Annotated in this window: 17 protein-coding genes; 6 read left to right on the top strand and 11 right to left on the bottom strand. The window is 60.7% G+C overall.

All coding sequences use genetic code 11. The annotated features are described in order from the left end of the window. Window positions 1-110 precede the first annotated feature (110 nt). Both BFP99_RS15835 and glyA read left to right on the top strand, forming a co-directional pair. Window positions 111-3962, top strand: a complete 3852-nt coding sequence (locus tag BFP99_RS15835) for a bifunctional diguanylate cyclase/phosphodiesterase (RefSeq protein WP_065925349.1) — start codon at window positions 111-113, stop codon at window positions 3960-3962. 142 nt (window positions 3963-4104) lie between these two features. Next, window positions 4105-5358 (top strand): serine hydroxymethyltransferase, encoded by a 1254-nt coding sequence (gene glyA, locus BFP99_RS15830; protein ID WP_017528864.1) that lies wholly within the window; start codon window positions 4105-4107, stop codon window positions 5356-5358. A gap of 126 nt (window positions 5359-5484) precedes the next feature. Here glyA and yjiA read toward each other — a convergent pair whose 3' ends face one another. From yjiA to BFP99_RS15815, 3 genes are all read right to left on the bottom strand, one after another. Then, window positions 5485-6444, bottom strand: a complete 960-nt coding sequence (gene yjiA / locus BFP99_RS15825; protein WP_065924175.1) for a GTPase — start codon at window positions 6442-6444, stop codon at window positions 5485-5487. Window positions 6445-6578: 134 nt separating this feature from the next. Then, the gene (locus BFP99_RS15820; protein ID WP_003176208.1) at window positions 6579-6776 is read right to left on the bottom strand and encodes a YbdD/YjiX family protein; all 198 of its coding nucleotides are present in this window, start codon (window positions 6774-6776) and stop codon (window positions 6579-6581) included. A gap of 15 nt (window positions 6777-6791) precedes the next feature. Beyond that, window positions 6792-8858 carry a carbon starvation CstA family protein gene (locus BFP99_RS15815; protein WP_053137912.1) on the bottom strand — a complete coding sequence of 689 codons (2067 nt, stop codon included), beginning with the start codon at window positions 8856-8858 and terminating at the stop codon, window positions 6792-6794. A 174-nt stretch (window positions 8859-9032) separates the two neighbouring features. Here BFP99_RS15815 and BFP99_RS15810 point away from each other — a divergent pair, with 174 nt between their 5' ends. After that, window positions 9033-9401 (top strand): PilZ domain-containing protein, encoded by a 369-nt coding sequence (locus BFP99_RS15810; RefSeq protein WP_065924174.1) that lies wholly within the window; start codon window positions 9033-9035, stop codon window positions 9399-9401. A gap of 4 nt (window positions 9402-9405) precedes the next feature. On the opposite strand, the gene BFP99_RS15805 is transcribed toward BFP99_RS15810, so the two are convergent. The 4 genes from BFP99_RS15805 to katB are packed head-to-tail and all read right to left on the bottom strand — an operon-like array spanning window position 9406 to window position 13686. Beyond that, window positions 9406-10131, bottom strand: coding sequence for a hypothetical protein (locus BFP99_RS15805; RefSeq protein ID WP_065924178.1), 726 nt, complete (start codon window positions 10129-10131; stop codon window positions 9406-9408). Between the two features lie 16 nt (window positions 10132-10147). Beyond that, entirely contained in the window at window positions 10148-11515 is a 1368-nt protein-coding gene (gene radA, locus BFP99_RS15800; protein WP_053137919.1) for a DNA repair protein RadA, read from the bottom strand. A gap of 35 nt (window positions 11516-11550) precedes the next feature. Next, the gene (locus tag BFP99_RS15795; RefSeq protein ID WP_065947670.1) at window positions 11551-12090 is read right to left on the bottom strand and encodes an ankyrin repeat domain-containing protein; all 540 of its coding nucleotides are present in this window, start codon (window positions 12088-12090) and stop codon (window positions 11551-11553) included. Window positions 12091-12144: 54 nt separating this feature from the next. Further along, entirely contained in the window at window positions 12145-13686 is a 1542-nt protein-coding gene (gene katB / locus BFP99_RS15790; RefSeq protein WP_065947669.1) for a catalase KatB, read from the bottom strand. A gap of 287 nt (window positions 13687-13973) precedes the next feature. On the opposite strand from katB, the gene mscL reads away from it, so the two are divergent. Further along, the gene (gene mscL / locus BFP99_RS15785; RefSeq protein WP_053137928.1) at window positions 13974-14390 is read left to right on the top strand and encodes a large-conductance mechanosensitive channel protein MscL; all 417 of its coding nucleotides are present in this window, start codon (window positions 13974-13976) and stop codon (window positions 14388-14390) included. A gap of 46 nt (window positions 14391-14436) precedes the next feature. Here mscL and BFP99_RS15780 read toward each other — a convergent pair whose 3' ends face one another. Then, window positions 14437-15213, bottom strand: a complete 777-nt coding sequence (locus BFP99_RS15780) for a ferredoxin--NADP reductase (protein ID WP_065947668.1) — start codon at window positions 15211-15213, stop codon at window positions 14437-14439. A 380-nt stretch (window positions 15214-15593) separates the two neighbouring features. On the opposite strand from BFP99_RS15780, the gene BFP99_RS15775 reads away from it, so the two are divergent. Both BFP99_RS15775 and BFP99_RS15770 read left to right on the top strand, forming a co-directional pair. Next, window positions 15594-16304, top strand: a complete 711-nt coding sequence (locus BFP99_RS15775; RefSeq protein WP_065947667.1) for a helix-turn-helix transcriptional regulator — start codon at window positions 15594-15596, stop codon at window positions 16302-16304. 161 nt (window positions 16305-16465) lie between these two features. Beyond that, complete coding sequence (locus BFP99_RS15770) at window positions 16466-17590, top strand: methyltransferase (RefSeq protein ID WP_065924169.1); 1125 nt, start codon at window positions 16466-16468, stop codon at window positions 17588-17590. Window positions 17591-17672: 82 nt separating this feature from the next. Here the strand turns inward: BFP99_RS15770 and BFP99_RS15765 are convergent, their stop codons facing one another. From BFP99_RS15765 to BFP99_RS15755, 3 genes are read right to left on the bottom strand one after another with little or no spacing between them, the layout of a single operon-like run. After that, window positions 17673-17840: a DUF2474 domain-containing protein gene (locus tag BFP99_RS15765; RefSeq protein ID WP_010562540.1), complete on the bottom strand. Its 168-nt coding sequence runs from the start codon at window positions 17838-17840 to the stop codon at window positions 17673-17675. Between the two features lie 12 nt (window positions 17841-17852). Beyond that, entirely contained in the window at window positions 17853-18860 is a 1008-nt protein-coding gene (gene cydB, locus BFP99_RS15760; protein WP_027605307.1) for a cytochrome d ubiquinol oxidase subunit II, read from the bottom strand. Window position 18861: 1 nt separating this feature from the next. Continuing rightward, entirely contained in the window at window positions 18862-20301 is a 1440-nt protein-coding gene (locus BFP99_RS15755; RefSeq protein ID WP_027605306.1) for a cytochrome ubiquinol oxidase subunit I, read from the bottom strand. Window positions 20302-20412 lie beyond the last annotated feature (111 nt).

Genomic DNA, 20412 nt, shown 5'->3' with positions numbered 1-20412 from the left:
CCAAGCGGGGCTGGCACTTTGCCACAAGTCAAGGCATGCTAGCCGCCCTTCGGGCGTCCGGCTTATAGTGCACGTCGCGCGCCAGTCCAGCCAAACCGCAGGATCACAGCTTGTCCAAAGTCACGCCGCCAACGCCCTTGCGCGCCGCTCATGTAGCGCCGGGAACGCCCCTGCACGGCACCCTCAAAGGCGCATTGGCGACGCTTGTCCTCCTGCTGCTCGCGTTATTGTTCTGGCAACTGCTGGACCAGTTGCAGCAAAACCAGAAAAACCAACAGCAATACACCATCGACTACAGCGCCGACCTGGCTGAACAGATCAGCCTGAGCATGGCCCTGAGCGCAAAAATTGCCCTGAACCTGCTACCGATGGTCGAGCCGCCGCGCGACATCGAACAGCAACAGGCCTTGACGCGCACGTTGCAGCGCTCGCTGCCGGAACTTCGCAGTATCGCCCTGCTGGCGCCCAGCGGCGCGATGATCAGCGACAGCGCCAATGACAGCCAGGACAGCGCCTGGCTGGAAGAGCTGGTGCAGCGCAGCCACGGCCAACCCTACTACCTGAGCAATAACAACGACGGCACCCTCATCTATCTGCTGCTGCACCAGCCCAGCGGCGGCTCAAGGATGTACTGGGCGCTGCGCCTGGCACCCGAGTACCTGGTCAACCTGACCCGCCAGGACAGCCAGGGCCAACGGCCGATGTGGGCCATCGAGAACCGCCTGAACCACCGTGTGGTCAGCCGCGACAGCGGCATGCCGGCGCAATGGGGCGACGCCCTGACCCCGGATGACCTGAATAAAAGCGTGCTGGTCACGCCCCTGAGCAAAAGCGACTGGCAGTTGCGCGGGATGTTCGACCGCGCAGCCGTGCTGGAACAACTGTTGCCGGCGTTTATCGGTAAATGCCTGCTGGGCCTGGCCTTCTCGCTGATCCCCGTGATCGTGTTGCTGAATATGCGTCGCCGCCAGCGCCAGGTGCATGAAGGCCGGCGTCGGTATCAGGATATTTTCGAAGGCACCGGCGTCGCCCTGTGCGTACTTGACCTGTCGGGCCTGAATGCATTCTTTGGCAAGGTGAACTTGCAGACCCGCGAGCAACTGCACGCCTGGCTGCAAAGCTCCCCCGAGGAATGCCGGCAGTTGCTCACCGAACTGCGCATCACCGAGATCAACCAGGTGGCGGTGAGCCTGCTCAGAGTGGGCTCCTGCGAGGAAGCGTGGGAGCGGCTGATCGATGATTGCCCGCGCAACACCACGTCCATCGGACATCAGATACTCGAAGCGGTCCTGACCCAACAGAATCAGCTTGAGTTGGAAATCCAGCTCAAGGATGTAGCCGGCAACGAACAATACCTTTGGATGGTGATGCGCCTGCCGGAACAGCAGGACGACTTCAAGGCGGTGATCCTCAGCATCAGCGACATCACCAGCCGCAAGCTGATCGAACTGTCATTGGTGGAACGTGAAAGCTTCTGGTCGGATGTGGTGCGTACCGTGCCCGACCACTTGTATGTGCAGGACGTGATCAGCCAGCGCATGATCTTCAGCAACCACCATCTGGGCCACACCCTCGGCTATACCAAGGCCGAACTGCAGCAAATGGGCGAGTATTTCTGGGAAATCCTGCTGCACCCAGAAGACGCCGAGCATTACCACGATTTGCGCCAGCAGCAACGCCAGGCCGGCTACGCGACGCAGTTGCACTGCCAGTTGCGCTTTCGCCATCGCAACAACCAATGGCGGCGCTTTGATATCCGCGAACAGGCCCTGGCGCGGGACAAATCGGCGCAAGTCACGCGCATCATCGGTGTGGCCAAGGACATCACCGACCAGATCGAAGCCAGCGAGTCCCTGCGCGACAGCGAAAAGCGCTACCGCATGCTCGCCGAAAGCATCAGCGACGTGATCTGCTCCACCGACAGCCAACTGGCCCTCAACTACATCAGCCCGTCGGTCAACGCCGTGCTGGGTTACGACGTGGACTGGGTATTCAAGAACGGCTGGCAGTCGATCATCGCCAACCCCCAGCAACTGACCGGCATCTATAGCTTGCTGGAACAGGTCAGCCGGGCGCTGGGCGATCCCGACGCGCTGAACAGACTCCGCGATCAAGTGCAGACCCAGTTGTTCCTGTTCGACTGCCTGCGCGCCGACGGCCGCAAGGTGCCGATCGAGCTGCGCCTGGTGCTGGTATGGGATGAGCACGGCGCCTTCGAAGGTGTCCTCGGCGTGGGCCGCGATATCAGCCAGCAACGCCGCGCGGAAAAAGACCTGCGCATGGCCGCCACCGTATTCGAACACTCCACGTCGGCGATCCTGATCACCGACCCGGCCGGTTATATCGTGCAGGCCAACGAGGCGTTCAGCCGGGTCAGCGGTTATGCGGTAAGCGATGTACTCGACCAGTTGCCGAACATGCTCACCGTCGACGAACAACAGGAAGCCCACCTGCGCTATGTGCTCAAGCAATTGCACCAGCACAGCACCTGGGAAGGCGAAGTGTGGCTCAAGCGCCGTAACGGCGAGCACTACCCGGCCTGGGTCGGCATTACGGCGGTGTTCGACGACGAAGGCGACCTGGCCAGTTATGTGTGTTTCTTCAGTGATATCAGCGAACGCAAGGCCAGCGAACAGCGCATCCACCGCCTGGCCTACTACGACGCCCTGACCCACCTGCCCAACCGCACGCTGTTCCAGGACCGCCTGCACACCGCGCTGCAATCAGCCGAACGGCAGAAGTCGTGGGTGGTGCTGATGTTCCTTGACCTTGACCGTTTCAAGCCGATCAACGACTCCCTGGGCCACGCGGCCGGCGACCGCATGCTCAAGGAAATGGCGACCCGCCTGCTCGGCTGCGTGGCCGAAGACGACACCGTGGCACGCATGGGCGGCGACGAGTTCACGTTGCTGCTGCAACCGCGGGTCAACCGCGAAATGGCGCTGAACCGCGCGATCCATGTGGCCGAGCAGATCCTCGCCAGCCTGGTGAAGCCCTTCGTGCTGGAGGGTCGCGAGTTCTTTGTAACCGCCAGTATCGGCATCGCACTCAGCCCCCAGGACGGCAACGAGCTGAGCCAGTTGATGAAAAACGCCGACACCGCGATGTATCACGCCAAGGAACGCGGCAAGAACAACTTCCAGTTCTACCAGGCCGATATGAACGCCAGCGCCCTGGAACGCCTGGAACTGGAGAGCGACCTGCGCCACGCCCTGGAGCAGGACGAATTCGTGCTCTATTACCAGCCGCAGTTCAGCGGCGACGGCAAACGCCTGACCGGCGCCGAAGCCCTGCTGCGCTGGCGCCACCCACGCCGTGGCCTAGTGCCGCCGGGGGACTTCATTCCGGTGCTTGAAGAGCTGGGCCTGGTGGTGGACGTGGGCGACTGGGTGATCAGCGAAGCCTGTCGCCAGCTCAAGACCTGGCACCAGAACAAGGTGCGGGTGCCGAAAGTCTCGGTGAACATCTCTGCGCGGCAGTTCTCCGACGGCCAACTGGGCACGCGCATCGCCACCATCCTCAAGGACACCGGCCTGCCGCCGGCGTGCCTGGAGCTGGAGCTGACCGAAAGTATCCTGATGCGCGAAGTCAACGAAGCCATGCACATCCTCGACAGCCTGAAAAACCTGGGCCTGAGCATCGCGGTGGACGACTTCGGCACCGGTTATTCGTCCCTCAACTACCTCAAGCAATTTCCCATCGACGTGCTGAAAATCGACCGCACCTTCGTTGATGGCCTGCCCTCCGGCGAGCAGGATGCACAAATCGCCCGCGCCATTATCGCCATGGCCCACAGCCTCAACCTGGCGGTGATTGCCGAAGGTGTGGAAACCCATGAGCAGCTGGACTTCCTGCGCGAGCATGGTTGCGACGAGGTGCAGGGGTATCTGTTCGGGCGGCCGATGCCGGCACATCGGTTCGAGGCGCAGTTCAGCAATGATGCGCTGTTCATGTTCGATTGAGCGGTGTGATGAGGCCGGCACAGTCACCACCCATCCCGAGATGAGCCCCGCTTGTCCGCGACATGATGTCCTTTCATATGCCATCTAAAACCCATTGGGTTAGAATGCCCTCCTTTTCTGCCCCCGATCCTTGAGGACCGCCATGTTCAGCCGTGATTTGACTATTGCCAAGTACGACGCCGATCTCTTCGCCGCCATGGAGCAAGAAGCCGTGCGCCAGGAAGAGCACATTGAGCTGATCGCTTCGGAAAACTACACCAGCCCTGCGGTGATGGAGGCTCAAGGTTCGGTTCTGACCAACAAGTACGCCGAAGGCTACCCAGGCAAGCGCTACTACGGTGGCTGCGAGTACGTCGACGTGGTTGAGCAACTGGCCATCGACCGTGCAAAAGAACTGTTCGGCGCCGATTACGCCAACGTCCAGCCACACGCCGGCTCCCAAGCCAACAGCGCCGTGTACCTGGCCCTGCTGCAAGGCGGCGACACCATCCTGGGCATGAGCCTGGCCCACGGTGGTCACCTGACCCACGGCGCCAGCGTTTCCTCCTCCGGCAAGCTGTACAACGCCGTTCAGTACGGTATCGATGCCAACGGCCTGATCGACTACGACGAAGTCGAGCGCCTGGCGGTCGAGCACAAGCCAAAAATGATCGTGGCCGGTTTCTCTGCCTACTCGCAGATCCTCGACTTCCCACGCTTCCGCGCCATCGCCGACAAGGTGGGCGCCTACCTGTTCGTCGACATGGCTCACGTAGCCGGTCTGGTCGCCGCTGGCGTCTACCCGAACCCTGTGCCTTTCGCTGACGTGGTGACCACCACCACCCACAAGACCCTGCGCGGTCCACGTGGCGGCCTGATCCTGGCGCGCGCCAACGCCGAGATCGAGAAAAAGCTGAACTCCGCCGTATTCCCGGGCGCCCAGGGCGGCCCACTGGAGCACGTGATCGCTGCCAAGGCGATCTGCTTCAAGGAAGCCCTGCAGCCTGAGTTCAAGACCTACCAGCAACAAGTGGTGAAAAACGCCAAGGCCATGGCCGGCGTGTTCATCGAGCGCGGTTTTGACGTAGTGTCCGGCGGTACTGAAAACCACCTGTTCCTGCTGTCCCTGATCAAGCAGGACATTTCCGGTAAAGATGCTGACGCTGCCCTGGGCAAAGCTTTCATCACCGTGAACAAAAACTCCGTGCCGAACGACCCACGTTCGCCGTTCGTGACTTCCGGCCTGCGCTTCGGCACCCCGGCTGTGACCACTCGTGGCTTCAAGGAAGCAGAGTGCAAGGAACTGGCCGGCTGGATCTGCGACATCCTGGCGGACCTGAACAACGAAGCCGTGATCGACGCGGTGCGTGAGAAGGTCAAGGCCATCTGCAAAAAACTGCCGGTATACGGCGCGTAATACAAAGAAGCCCACTGTAGGAGCGAGCTTGCTCGCGAAAAACGTCAACGATAACGCGTGCATCTTGGGTGCACGCGTTGCCTGTGAGTTCTTCGCGAGCAAGCTCGCTCCTACAGGTGGGCTTTTTTATGCCTGATAGACCCGCTCAAAGCCTTCTCGGATCTTGTCCTCCGGCAACTCATCGGCAATAAACACGATCACACTCTCCCGCGCCTCACCCTCGGCCCACTCGGTATCCCAGTCGAAACCATAGAGCTTGAGCACGCCCTGGAACACCATGCGGCGGTCTTCGCCGGCAATATTGAGCACGCCCTTGTAGCGCAGCAGCTGCTTGCCATGGTCTTCCAGCAGTTCGTTCATGAACTCACTGAGCCGGTCGATATCCAGTGGCTGGTCGGTGCGCAGCACCAGGCTGGATATACGGTCGATGGACGGCGCCTTGCTCACCGGGCGCAGGCTCATGCCGGCGTTGAGGTTGAAGCCGCGCACATCGAGCAGTTCGGCCAGGTCAATCTTGCCGTGCTCAACCACGCGAATCGGCGCGCGGCGGTTGATGCGTGTGAGGCGTTCACTGAGTGCTTCGAAGGTAGCGTCATCCACCAGGTCACGCTTGCTCACCAGCAGCCGGTCGGCGAAACCGATCTGTGCCTGGGCGATGGTCTGGGTCAGGTGATGCTCGGCGTGGGCGGCGTCCACCAGGGTAATGATGCCGTCAAGGATGTAGCGTTCGCGCAGCTCCTCATCGATGAAAAAGGTCTGGGCCACCGGCGCCGGGTCGGCCAGGCCGGTGCACTCGATCACCAGGCGGTCAAAGGCGATCTCACCGCTGTCCAGGCGCTCGAGCAGCAGATACAGGGCCTTGGTCAGGTCGGTGTGGATGGTGCAGCACACGCAGCCGTTGGACAGGGTCATGACTTGCACCGGTTCTTCGCCCAGCAATTGGGTGTCGATACCGGCGTCGCTGAATTCGTTTTCGATCACGGCAATTTTCAGCCCGTGCTCGGCCTTGAGCAGATGGCGCAGCAAGGTGGTCTTGCCCGCACCGAGAAAGCCGCTGAGAACGGTGACTGGAATGGGAGAGGACAAAAGAAATTCTCCTTAAAGGAACACAGAAACAGATGTGGGAGGGGGCTTGCCCCGATAGCAGTGTGTCAGGCACTTATCTGTCACTGACACGCCGCTATCGGGGCAAGCCCCCTCCCACAGGGAGTTGCGTTAAATCAACAGCACTTGGGCCCACCCTTGCCGCCGTAACGGGCCTCCTGGCGTTCCCGGAAGAACGCCTTGTAGTCCATCATCGGCTTGTCCGGGTGCTTGGTTTGCATATGCTCGACGTACGTGTCGTAGTCGGGCATGCCGACCATCAGGCGCGCGGCCTGACCGAGGTATTTACCGAGGCGACTGATGTCATTGAACATGTTTGCAATCCTCGGTTATGCGTCCGGTACGGCCTGGAACGGGGCTTCTTTATCCGTACGCTCTTTGTTGCCCCAGGCGGCGACGCCGACCTTGAGCGCATAGAACAGGATGCTGAACACCACGAACAGGAACAGCACCGTCAACGTTGCGTTGGTGTAGGCGTTCCAGATCACATGTTGCATCTGGTCCACGCTCTTGGCCGGGGCCAGGATCTGGCCGTTCGCCAGGGCATCGCTGTACTTCTTCGCCAGGGACAGGAAGCCGATCGCCGGGTTGGCGTCGAACAGCTTGATGAAGCCTGCGGTGGTGGTGCAGATCAGCAGCCAGACCGCCGGCAGCATGGTCACCCAGATGTAGCGCTGGCGCTTCATTTTGATCAGCACAACCGTAGCGAGCATCAGCGCGATACCGGCGAGCATCTGGTTGGAGATACCGAACAGCGGCCACAAGGTATTGATACCGCCCAGTGGATCGATCACGCCCTGGTACAGCAGGTAACCCCACATGGCCACGCAACCGGCGGTCGCGATCAGGTTGGCGGTCCAGGACTCGGTGCGCTTGAGCGCCGGTACGAAGGAGCCGAGCAAGTCCTGAAGCATGAAGCGACCGGCACGGGTGCCCGCGTCGACGGCAGTCAGGATAAACAGCGCTTCGAACAGGATCGCAAAGTGGTACCAGAACGCCATGGTGTTTTCACCCGGCAGCACACTGTGCAGGATCTGCGCGATACCCACCGCCAACGTCGGCGCACCACCGGCACGCGCGAGGATGGTGGTTTCACCGATGTCATGGGCCACGGCCGACAGCGCCTCGGGGGTAATTGCAAAACCCCAGCTGCTGACGGTTTGTGCCACGGTCACCACGTCAGTGCCGACGATTGCCGCCGGGCTGTTCATGGCGAAGTACACGCCTGGCTCAATCACCGAAGCGGCAACCATCGCCATGATCGCCACGAAGGACTCCATCAGCATGCCGCCGTAACCGATGTAACGGGCGTGGCTTTCACTGGCCAGCAGCTTGGGCGTGGTGCCCGAGGAAATCAGCGCGTGGAAGCCCGAGACCGCGCCACAGGCAATGGTGATGAACAGGAACGGGAACAGGCCGCCCTTCCATACCGGGCCGGTACCGTCGATGAACTGGGTCAGCGCCGGCATTTTCAGGTCGGGCATGGTCACCAGGATGCCGATCGCCAGGGCGATGATGGTGCCGATTTTCAAGAAGGTAGAGAGGTAGTCACGTGGCGCGAGGATCAGCCACACCGGCAGTACCGCCGCTACGAAACCGTAGCCGATCAGCATCCAGGTGATCTGGATCCCGGTGAAGGTGAAGGCCTTGGCCCAGACCGGATCAGCGGCGATCTGCCCGCCCAGCCAGATCGAACCGAGCAGCAACAGCACGCCGATGATGGAGATTTCACCAATGCGGCCCGGGCGGATGTAGCGCATGTAGATGCCCATGAACATCGCAATCGGGATGGTCGCCATCACCGTGAAGATGCCCCATGGGCTCTCGGCCAGGGCCTTGACCACGATCAGCGCCAGCACCGCGAGGATGATGATCATGATCAGGAAGCAGCCGAAGAGCGCGATGGTCCCCGGGATACGCCCCATCTCTTCGCGCACCATGTCGCCCAGGGAACGGCCATTACGACGGGTGGACAGGAACAGGACCATGAAGTCCTGCACCGCACCGGCCAGCACCACGCCGGCAATCAGCCAGAGCGTGCCGGGCAGGTAGCCCATTTGCGCCGCCAGTACCGGGCCGACCAGGGGGCCTGCACCGGCAATCGCCGCAAAGTGGTGACCGAAAAGGATGTGTTTGTTGGTCGGCACATAGTCCAGACCGTCATTGTTGACCACTGCGGGGGTGGCCCGCCGTGGATCGAGTTGCATCACATTATTAGCGATGAACAAGCTGTAGTAGCGATAAGCGACCAGATAGATGGCCACGGCAGCGACCACGATCCACAAGGCGTTGATCGCCTCGCCTCGGCGCAAGGCCACTACGCCCAGGGCGCACGCTCCTACGATTGCCAGCACCAGCCAGGGTAGGTGGCGTAGCAGGCTATTATTATTTTTCATTTTTATATTCCAGCCAGGGTGGACAGAAAGGACAGCCATCCGGAGTTTAGCGCTACTGGCCTTAAAGGCCACCCCCCTACGTTGGTCTAGAGCCTTGCAGAGGCAAAAAAAGCAGAAAAAACCACCCGATGATGGCGCAGGGCTACAATCCTTTTATCCACAGAGGGTTTCACCATGACCGAGCAAGCGTCTGATCGCCGTCGTTTTCGCCGGATCGCCTTTGATGCCAAGACCGAACTTCGGCAAAACGGCAACGAATGGCCGGTGCAATTGGTGGATTTGTCGCTCAAGGGCCTGTTGGCGCAACGGCCTGAAGGGTGGAAGGGAAATAAGGCGCTGCCGTTTGCGGTCGACATACGCCTGGATCCCAAGGCGCATATAAAGATGCAAGTACGGCTGACCCACGAAGCTGATGGCCAACTGGGATTTGTGTGCACAGACATCGACCTGGACTCGATCAGCCACTTGCGGCGGCTGATCGAGTTGAACCTGGGCGACCAGGAAGAGCTGGAGCGGGAGTTGGGCGCGTTGCTGGAGGTGTAACGGCTCAGGGAAACGCCGTACGTGCGGGAAACTCGCTTTCCATGTCCCAGTAGCCCTTCTTCTGACTTGAGGCGCCGTGCCACTGCCCGTCGACAAACCGATAAGTCTGATAACGGGTGGCAAAGTCATCCTCACCGTCGCCGTCCATAAATGACGACACCTGCAGCAGTTCATCCGCGCCGCCACTGGTTGGCGTCGCGATCGTCCACGCCGCCTTGCCCGTATGCGCCAGGGTCAGCGCCTGGACTTTGCCGTCGGCGCCCTGGTAACCCAGCGGGTTGAGTTGCTGCTTGCCAGGCAGCAACAGCTGCGTGGCAGGCCCGCTGTAGCTGCCCATGGGGGCGGTCTGGTCGATGGTCAAAAAATACACAGGTTCGGGCAGCCCTTTGATCGGGGCTTTCTCGACCTCGGCCAACGGGTAGCCGAGGTCTTCGTGAGCTATCACCTCGCCAGAGGCCGACACCCAGCGCACCTGGGCTTCGAGCAGCGGGTTGTCGACCAAGTCGCCGGGCTCGTCGAACGAGTCTTCATCCAGCCCGCTGCCCCAACTGTCCTTGTGCAGTTGGGGGCTGATGCGCTGGTCTTCGAGCACCTGCAGCACACTGCCATCTGGCGTCACCAGCGTTTGCGCCAGGCGATAGCCCGTTGGCAGCTCAGCCCAGGCCATGGCGGGCAAGCCGGCCAAGGCGACAAACAGGGCGACTACACCCCAGCGATTCGATCGTTGCATGGCGTCCATCCCTGAATTATTCGAAAAGTGCATCCAACGCCTGTTCCAGGCGCGTGACTCCAATTACCTGCAATCCTGGCGGCATTTCCTTCGGCGCATTGCCCTTGGGCACGATCGCGCGTTTGAAGCCATGCTTGGCCGCTTCCTTCAAGCGTTCCTGGCCGCTGGGCACCGGGCGCACTTCGCCCGACAGGCCCACCTCACCGAACACCAGCAGGTCGTGGGGCAATGGCCGGTTGCGCAGGCTGGACATCACTGCCGCCATCAACGCCAGGTCGGACGCGGTTTCCAGCACCTTGACCCCGCCGACCACGTTGAGGAACACGTCCTGGTCGTGGGTCGGGATGCCGCCGTGACGGTGCAGCACCGCCAGCAGCATCGCCAGGCGGTTCTGATCCAGGCCCAGCGTAACGCGGCGCGGGTTGGCCAGATGGCTGTCATCCACCAGCGCCTGGACTTCCACCAGCATCGGCCGGGTGCCTTCCCACGTCGCCATGACCACACTGCCTGGGACTTCTTCCTGGGCACGGGTCAGGAAAATCGCCGATGGGTTGGAGACTTCCTTCAGCCCCCGGTCAGTCATGGCGAACACACCCAGTTCGTTCACCGCGCCGAAGCGGTTCTTCACCGCCCGCAGCAAGCGCAAGCGGCCATCGGACTCGCCTTCGAAATACAGCACGGTGTCGACCATATGCTCCAACACCCGTGGCCCGGCCAGCGCGCCCTCTTTGGTGACGTGGCCGACCAGGAAGATCGCCGTGCCGCTCTGCTTGGCGTAGCGCACCAGCAACGCCGCACTTTCGCGCACCTGGGACACGCCGCCCGGCGCCGACTGCAATTGCTCGGTGAAAATCGTCTGGATCGAGTCGATCACCATGACCTTGGGTTTTTCGATCCGGGCTGTGGCGATGATGCTTTCGATGCAGGTTTCGGTCATGACCCGCAGTTGGTCCTGGGGCAAGCCGAGGCGGCGCGCGCGCATGGCCACCTGTTGCTGGGATTCTTCGCCGGTGACGTACAGCGCCGGCATGCGGCTGGCGATGCTGCACAGGGTTTGCAGCAGAATCGTCGATTTGCCGATGCCGGGGTCGCCGCCGATCAACACCACCGAGCCGTCCACCAGGCCGCCACCCAGAACCCGATCCAGCTCACCGGAGGCCGTCGAGAAACGCGGGATCTCTTCGACGCTGACTTCCGCCAGGGTCTTGATCTGCGCCTGCTGCCCGGTCCAACCGGCACGCCCGGTAGGGGCAGCGGCGCCGCCGCTTTCGATCATGGTTTCAGTCAGGGTATTCCACGCACCACACTCGGTGCATTGGCCGGCCCACTTGGGAAAGGTCGCGCCGCACTCCGTGCAGCCGTACATGCGCTTGGCCTTTGCCATTTGAGAACCTCCAACCGAAAAACCGCGATGATAGCTCAGCGCGACGCCGGGGTCCGGATTTCACCGCTGGCCAATCGTGAAGCACTATTGCCGACCGGGTCTTCGGCGTTGAGATCGGCGCCCTTGGCCTTGAGTTCGTCGAGCAACTCGATGCGCTTGAACAGCCCGGCATACATGGCCGCCGTCTGACCGGCACCGTTACGCTGGTCGGGGTTGCAGTCGGTGGCCAGCAGGCGCTGGGCGATTTTCAATTCGCCCTTGAAGATCGCGCCCATCAACGCGGTGTTGCCGCGCTTGTCCTGCACACAGGCGTCGGCGCCGGCGGCGAGCAAACGCTCCACGTAGGTACTTTCGCCATGGTAAGCAGCGAGGATCAGCGCGGTGTAGCCCTTGTCGTCCTGGGTGTTGAGGGGGAAGCCGGCGTCGATAAAGGTGTTGAGCATGTCGAGGTCGCCACGGCGGGCGGCGTCGAAGTAATAATCCTGGAGCTGCGCCTTGAGTGCGACCGGGTCGGGCGACTCGGCATGGGCGACAAAAGCCAGCATGGCCATCAGTAAGCCGATAGAAATACGCATGGGTTCTCTCCTGCCAGAGGTCGACGCCCGCATGGGCATCGACCAAAACCAACATCAGTCAGTGAGTTTTTCGGCCAGCGCCTTCACGCGCGCCAGATCACCCTTGGCGACCTTGGCCACGCCGGTGCCGTACTCCGGATCAGCCTTGTAGAGGAACGACAGGATGATGTGCTTGCTCTCGTCATCGGTCGTGGCCAGGGAGCCGCCGAAGTTGTCGATCAAGTCCTGACGCTCTTTCTTGTTGTAGGAGCGATACAGATCGCCGGCCTGCTTGAAGTTCTGCTCACGCTGGATCTTCGCCTGCTGGGTGCTGCCCGACAGTGCCGTCTGGCTGTAGCGCGCGGTTTGCGGCTCTTCACGGTTTTCCAGGCGGCTTGGCTGGTAGTTCACGCCGCTGGTGGTCTTGCCGAAGTTCAGCGCGCCGTCCTGGTTCCCGTTGTTGACGGTCACCCGAGGGGCGTTGATCGGCAGTTGCAGGGCATTGGCGCCCAGGCGATACATCTGCGTGTCGGCATACGAGAACACCCGGCCTTGCAGCAGGCGGTCTTCCGACGGCTCGATGCCCGGTACCAGGTTGGCCGGGGCCATGGCCACTTGCTCGGTTTCCTGGAAGACATTCGCCGGGTTGCGGTTCAGCACCATCTGCCCGACTTTGCGCTCGGGCACATTCGGCCAGATCTTGGTGGCGTCCAGCGGGTCGAAATCAAACTTGGCCAAGTCTTCCGGCTTGAGTACCTGCACATACAAGTCCCACTTGGGGAAGTCGCCCTTGTTGATATGGGTGACCAAGTCGTTGGTCATATGGCTGTAGTCACGCCCCTGCACTTCGCTAACTTGCTTGGGATCGAGGTTCTTGATGCCTTGCAGGCTCTTCCAGTGGAACTTGACGTAGTGCACTTCACCCTTGGCGTTGATCAACTTGTAGGCATGTACGCCATTGCCGTCCATTTCCCGATAACTGGCCGGAGTACCGGAGTCGGAATACAACTCGGTAAGTGTGCGAGTGGCCTCGGGAACATGGGAGAAGAAGTCGAAGCGACGGGAGTCATCATCCAGGTTAGTGCGCGGGTCCGGCTTGAAGGCGTGGACCATATCGGGGAACTTGATGGCATCGCGGATAAAGAACGTCGGGAAGTTATTACCCACCAAGTCCCAGTTGCCATCGGCGGTATAGAACTTGGTGGCGAAGCCGCGCGGGTCACGCAGGGTTTCCGGGGAATGATTGCCGTGCACCACGGCCGAGAAGCGCACGAACACCGGGGTGGTTTCGCCAGCAGCGAAGACCTTGGCCTTGGTCAGGTCACTGAGGTTATCGGTGACGGTGAAGGTGCCATGGGCGCCGGTACCGCGGGCATGCACCACGCGCTCGGGGATGCGCTCACGGTCGAAGCGCTGCAGCTTCTGGATCAGTTGCACGTCCTGCAGCAGCACCGGGCCGTTGGCGCCGGCGGTTTGCGAGTTCTGGTTGTCGCCGACGGCGGCACCGTTGTCACGGGTCAGGTTGGCGGCTTGTACGGAGAGGGAAAGCAGGCTGGCGGTCGCCAGTACCAGCACATGACGCGCCAATACCGGGCCGCGATTGATTGGATTCTTCATCAAGGTTTCCTCTGGTTTTTTTAATGCACATTCAGTTGTGCTTGCCAGAGGCTAGTGACCCGCGAGTCAGAAGATAAATAGAAAAACACCACCAGGTCGATTGAGAAAATAATGTGGTAAGCCGCTGAAATAGCGGGTATTTCGCGCGCGATTGGTGGCACTTTGCAAACTATTTGCGATTTAATGTGTCGATAAAAACTGACAGTGTTAGCAGCTGTATCAGGCAAGCCGGTTACGACTGACTTACACTGAGCGGCACCCTTCTCATCTGTAACAAGGAATAACCTATGGGCGTGATCAGTGAGTTCAAGGCCTTCGCGGTCAAAGGTAATGTGGTCGACATGGCCGTCGGTATCATCATCGGCGCCGCCTTCGGCAAAATTGTTTCCTCGTTTGTAGGCGATGTGGTGATGCCGCCCATTGGTCTGTTGATCGGTGGCGTGGACTTTGGTGACCTGGCGATTACGCTCAAGGCGGCACAGGGCGATGTGCCTGCCGTGGTGCTGGCGTACGGCAAGTTCATCCAGAGCGTGATCGACTTTGTGATCGTCGCGTTCGCGATCTTCATGGGCGTCAAGGCCATCAACCGCCTCAAGCGCGAAGAAGCCGTGGCGCCTAGCCTGCCACCGACACCGAGCAAGGAAGAAGTGCTGCTGGGCGAGATTCGCGACCTGCTCAAGGCGCAGAACGACAAGCCGCTTTAACCCGGACCGGCTTGGAAAAAAGGCGCCTCCTTGAGGCGCCTTTTCATTACCAGTAGTTTTCCACTGCCACCTGCCCTGGCCGGCGGCTAAGGCTCAGTTGCATGTCGCGCTGCTTGAGCAACTGGCGAGTGTCATCCACCATCTGCGGGTTGCCGCAAATCAGCACGCGGGAATGTTCCGGGGTCAGCTCGACGCCGGCAGCGCGCTCCAATTCTCCATTTTCGATCGAAGTGGTAATACGCCCACTCAACGCCCCCGGATAATCCTCTCGGGTCACGATGGGGATGTAGGTCAGTTTGTGCGCATATTCTGCCAGGTGCTCCCGCTCGCCCAACCCCTTGATCAGCGACTGGTACGCCAGCTCCCGGGCTTCCCGCGCGCTGTACACCAGGAGGATGCGCTCGAATTTCTCCCAGACTTCGAAGTCCTGCAGGATCGACAAAAACGGTGCCACCCCGGTGCCGGTGCCTAACATCCACAAGTCACGGCCATCGACGAAACGGTTCAGGGTCAGGAACCCGGTAGCCTGGCGCTCCACCATCAAGGTATCGCCCACCCGCAATCGGCTGAGCTCACTGGTGAATTCGCCGCCTGGGACAACAATCGAGAAGAAGTCCAAGTATTCATCAAACGGCGAGGACACCACGGAATACGCGCGCCACACCGTGCTGCCATCCGCCTTGCTGACCCCAAGGCGCACGAACTGGCCGGCGGTAAACCGGAACCCTGGGTCACGGGTGGTTCGCAGGGTAAACAGGCTGGGGGTCAGGGATTGCACATCGAGCAAGGTCTGGCGGGTAAATTTCTCAGCACTGGCCGTCATGGGGGACTCCGTTCTACAGGTGCCCTAGTGTCCCTCAAACTCGAGCCCGGAAACACCTCTGGTTGGTAGTGGCATTATATAGGCACAAAATAATGGCAACCTAATATCAACTCTGATCAATTTGCTATTAGCTCCTTTATCCGCGCTACAAGCACGCTCTAAGTTGATCCGCTACAGGTGCTTCAACTGACTAAAAAATCGAAAAAAACCACTAAGCCTCTTAGCTAAGCCCGCCGCGACCTTAGAGAAAATTTCTTAAACGCTGCCCTGCAAGAGCGAAAATTTTGTTTCGCGATGTAGCTCATGTCCTACACTAATTTCCGTGCAGTGGGAGTTCAGGACGTATCCCATGTCATGCGGAAACCCATGGAGAGTTACCAATGGTCAACTGGCGCAATACCCGACTTCCCAAACTGGAAGGCGAGAGCGAGGTTACGACTCTTTTCGAGATGGCTGTCAACCACACCTACGCACTTGGCTTCCAATACTGTTCTTTTACGATGAGTTCTCAACTACCTAACAACCAAACGAAGCCTATTCACCTCAACAACTATCCCGATGAGTGGAACAAACTGTATAACCAGGCCCACTTCTTTGAAGCTGATCCCGTGGTGGAACATTGCAAACGTTGTGTACTGCCCCTTGTCTGGGAGGAAAAAACCTTTAAAGACTCACCAAGTTTATGGTCTTTAGCCCAATCCTTTGGTGTGCATTTGGGATGGACCCAAGCCGTGCATGATTTCCAGGGTGTGTTCAGCATGCTGACCCTTGGTCGTAGTGCAGGTGAAGTGACCCCGCAGGAGCTTTATGAAAAAGCCGGCCAGGTGCTGTGGCTGTGCCATGCGATGCATGCGGTCGTCGCGAAGACTTACGCACACAAGCCCAGCATTAACCCTGCAAGCAAATTAACCCCGCGCGAAACCGAAATCCTCAAGTGGTCAGCCATGGGCAAGACCGCCGCGGACATTGCCGCCATCCTGTGCCTGTCCGAACGTACGGTGGGCTTTCATATCTGCAGTTGCTTCAAAAAGCTGGGAGTCAACAACAAGATCGCCGCCGTGCTCTGCGCTTCGAAAGCGGGGTTGTTTTAATCAGCGTTGAAACACCGCATGTAATCCCTCAGGAAAAAAAGTAACATTTACGACCCATTCTGAGTGCTGGGCTGTCCCCACGGGGTGCCGCCCGCTGTTCACTCAGACGGTTCCGCAGCCGACTGCCGAACACCCATCGATGACCCAGAGCCTCCCTCGCCATGCCCCTGCTCGACAGCCCCTTCGCCCAGCTCGATCTGATCCGCCAGCCAGAGCAACATAACGATCCGCTGCAAGCCTTCGACGCCGCCGACGAGTACCTGCTCAGCTACCTGGCTGAACAGCAACCGAGCGCTGCGACCCGCGTGCTGGTGCTCAATGACAGCTTCGGCGCCCTGGCTGCGAGCCTGGAAGGCCGGGTGCAGGTGACCTCCAGCGGCGACTCGTTCCTGGCCGCCCTGGGCCTGGATAAAAACCTGGTGCGCAATGGCAAGGCCTTTGACGCCGTGCCGTTCATCCCCGCCAGCGAGGTGCCCAGCGGGCCGTTCGACCGGGTGCTGATCCGCGTCCCCAAGACCCTGGCATTGCTGGAAGAACAACTGATCCGCCTGCAAGGCCAACTGGCGCCGGGTGCCGAAGTGATCGCCGCAGCGATGGTCAAGCACCTGCCCCGGGCGGCCGGTGAGTTGCTGGAGCGCTATATCGGGCCGATGCACGCCTCCCTGGCGGTGAAGAAGGCGCGGTTGCTGATCGCGACGCTGGCCGACCGCCCCACGGCGGTCTCGCCCTACCCGACGCGCTACACCCTGGACGCGCCGGCTATCGAACTGCTCAACCATGCCAACGTGTTCTGCCGTGAAGGCCTGGACATCGGCACCCGCGCCTTCCTGCCGCACCTGCCCGACAACCTGGGCAGTGCCCGCGTGGCGGACCTGGGTTGCGGCAACGGGGTATTGGCGATTGCCAGCGCCCTGCAAAACCCCGACGCCCAGTACACCTTGGTGGACGAGTCCTATATGGCCGTGCAATCGGCCCTTGAGAACTGGCACGCCGCCCTCGGCGATCGGGAGGTGACAGTACGCGCCGGGGACGGCCTGGCCGGCCAGGAGCCGGACTCCCTCGACGTTGTGCTGTGCAACCCGCCGTTCCACCAGCAGCAGGTGGTCGGCGACTTCCTCGCCTGGCGTATGTTCCAGCAGGCGCGGGAGGCATTGGTGGTCGGCGGCGCCCTGTATATCGTCGGCAACCGTCACCTGGGTTATCACAGCAAGTTGGCGCGCTTGTTCCGTGGCGTAGAGCAGGTCGCTGCCACGCCCAAGTTCGTGATTCTCAAAGCGCGCAAATAAAAAAAGCCCTGCCCTTCCAAAAGAAGAGCAGGGCTTGCCCTCAAGTTAACAGGCAGCGGGCCGCGAAGCCCGGATCGGGATGTCAGTGGGTGGTCAGGCCGGCCGCATTCATGAACATGCGCATCAGGCTGGCCACCACGAACAGGGCCAGCACACTGCCGGTCCAGATCATCGCCAACCAGCCGAGGCGCCGCCACAGCGGCTGTTTCTCGGCCTGTTCGATCTCGTGCAACGTAGGTTTGCCGGACATGCAACGACCCTCCTAGTGATAGCCGTCTTCGTGGGTGACCTTGCCGCGGAACACGTAGTAGCTCCAGAAGGTGTAGCCCAGGATGAACGGAATGATGAACAAGGTGCCCACCAGCATGAAGCCTTGGCTCTGCGGCGGCGCAGCGGCATCCCAGATCGACACGGATGGCGGGATGATGTTCGGCCACAGGCTGATCCCCAGGCCGCTGTAGCCGAGGAAGATCAGCACCAGCGTCAGCAGGAACGGCGTGTAGTGGGCATTCCGCGCCACGGCGCGGATCAACCCGTACATGGTCACCAGCACCAGGATCGGTACCGGCAGGAACCAGAACAGGTTCGGCAGGGTGAACCAGCGCGAGGCGATTTCCGGGTGCGACAGCGGCGTCCAGAGACTCACGATGCCGATCACGGCCAACACCACGAAGGCCAATGGCCGCGCCAGGTTGTGCATCTTCTCCTGCAACGGGCCTTCGGTTTTCATGATCAGCCAGGTGCAACCCAGCAAGGCATAGGCCACGATCAGCGCCACGCCGCAGAACATCGTGAACGGCGTGAGCCAGTCCAGCGAGCCGCCGGCAAACTGGCGATTGACCACCGGGATCCCGTCGATAAACGCCCCCAGCGCCACGCCCTGAAAGAACGTGGCCGCCAGCGAACCACCGATAAACGCCTTGTCCCACAGGTGACGCTTGTGGTCCTTGGCCTTGAAGCGGAACTCGAAGGCCACGCCACGAAAGATCAGCCCCACCAGCATCAGGATCAGCGGCAGGTACAGCGCCGACAACACCACCGAATAGGCCAGCGGGAACGCGCCGAACAACGCCGCGCCGCCCAGCACCAGCCAGGTTTCGTTACCGTCCCAGACCGGGGCCACGGTGTTCATCATCACGTCACGGTCGGTCTTGCCCGGGATAAACGGGAAGAGGATGCCGATGCCCAGGTCGAAGCCGTCCATGACCACGTACATCATGATGCCGAAGATGATGATCACGGCCCAGATCAGCGGAAGATCAATACCCATCTCAATTCCCCTTGTGCTGGATGTGGGCGTGGTCGTCATCGCTGCCATCATCGGCGGCGGACAACGGACGGGCCGGTGTGCGTTTCTGGCCAGGGCCACCGTGGGTCGGTTCCGTGCCTTCGTGGGTCACCGGGCCTTTGCGCACCAGGCGCATCATGTAGCCCAGGCCGGCGCCGAACAGCGCGAAGTACACCACCACGAACAACACCAGGGTGATCGTCATCTGCGCCAGGCTATGCCCGGAAGAAGCATCCGCCGTGCGCATCAACCCGTAGACCACCCACGGCTGGCGGCCGATTTCAGTGGTGAACCAACCGGCGAGAATCGCGATCAGGCCAGACGGCCCCATCCACAGCGCCAGGTACAGGAACGGCCTGGACGTGTACATCTTGTCGCCCCGGCGCAGCCAGAGGCTGAACAGGCCGGTGAAGATCATCAGGAACCCCAGGCCGACCATGACCCGGAACGACCAGAATACGATGGTCGAATTCGGCCGGTCTTCCGGCGGGAATTCCTTGAGCGCTGGCACCTGTTTGTCCAGGGAGTGGGTCAGGATCAGGCTGCCCAGGTACGGAATCTCCACCGCATACTTGGTTTTTTCGGCCTTCATGTCCGGCCAGCCAAACAGGATCAGCGGCGTTGGCTCATTGCCTTTGTTTTCCCAGTGGCCTTCAATCGCGGCAATTTTCGCCGGCTGGTGCTCGAGGGTGTTGAGGCCATGGAAGTCGCCGATCACCGCCTGGATAGGCGCCACGATCAGGGCCATCCACATCGCCATCGACAACATCTTGCGGATCGCCGGATTGTCCTTGCCGCGCAGCAAGTGCCAGGCCGCCGAGGAGCCGACGAAGAACGCGGTGGCCACGAACGCCGCCGTCGCCATGTGCATCAGGCGGTAAGGGAACGACGGGTTGAAGATCACCGCCAGCCAATCGGTAGGAATCACGCGGCCGTCGATGATTTCAAAGCCTTGCGGCGTCTGCATCCAGCTGTTAGACGCCAGGATCCAGAAGGTCGAGATCAACGTACCGACGGCCACCATCACGGTGGAGAAGAAGTGCAGCTTGCGCCCCACCTTGTTCCAGCCGAACAGCATCACGCCGAGGAAACCGGCTTCCAGGAAGAAGGCCGTAAGCACTTCGTACGTCAGGAGCGGCCCGGTCACGGCGCCGGCGAAGTCCGAGAAGCGGCTCCAGTTGGTGCCGAACTGGTAGGCCATGACCAAACCGGAGACCACGCCCATGCCGAAGTTGACGGCAAAGATCTTCGACCAGAAATGGTAGAGGTCACGGTAGGTATCGTTGTGGGTCTTGAGCCACAAGCCTTCCAGCACCGCGAGGTAACTGGCCAGGCCGATGGTGATCGCCGGGAACAGGATGTGGAATGAGATGGTGAACGCGAACTGAATTCGGGCGAGATCTAGCGCCTCCAAACCGAACATAAGTCTTCCTCTGTCAGGTAATACCGGCTGCTGGCGGGAGCCTGCACCCACTGCCCCCACGGATATGGAGTCTGGCGAATTTCAATTCGTTTCTTTTTTTAACCAGCCACG

Origin of the sequence: Pseudomonas sp. 1 R 17 (assembly GCF_900067035.1) — a bacterium.
In the GTDB taxonomy this organism is placed as follows: Bacteria; Pseudomonadota; Gammaproteobacteria; order Pseudomonadales; family Pseudomonadaceae; genus Aquipseudomonas; species Aquipseudomonas marginalis.
The sequence above is the reverse complement of the archived record's forward strand: the minus strand, read 5'-3'. Positions and strand labels throughout refer to the sequence as shown.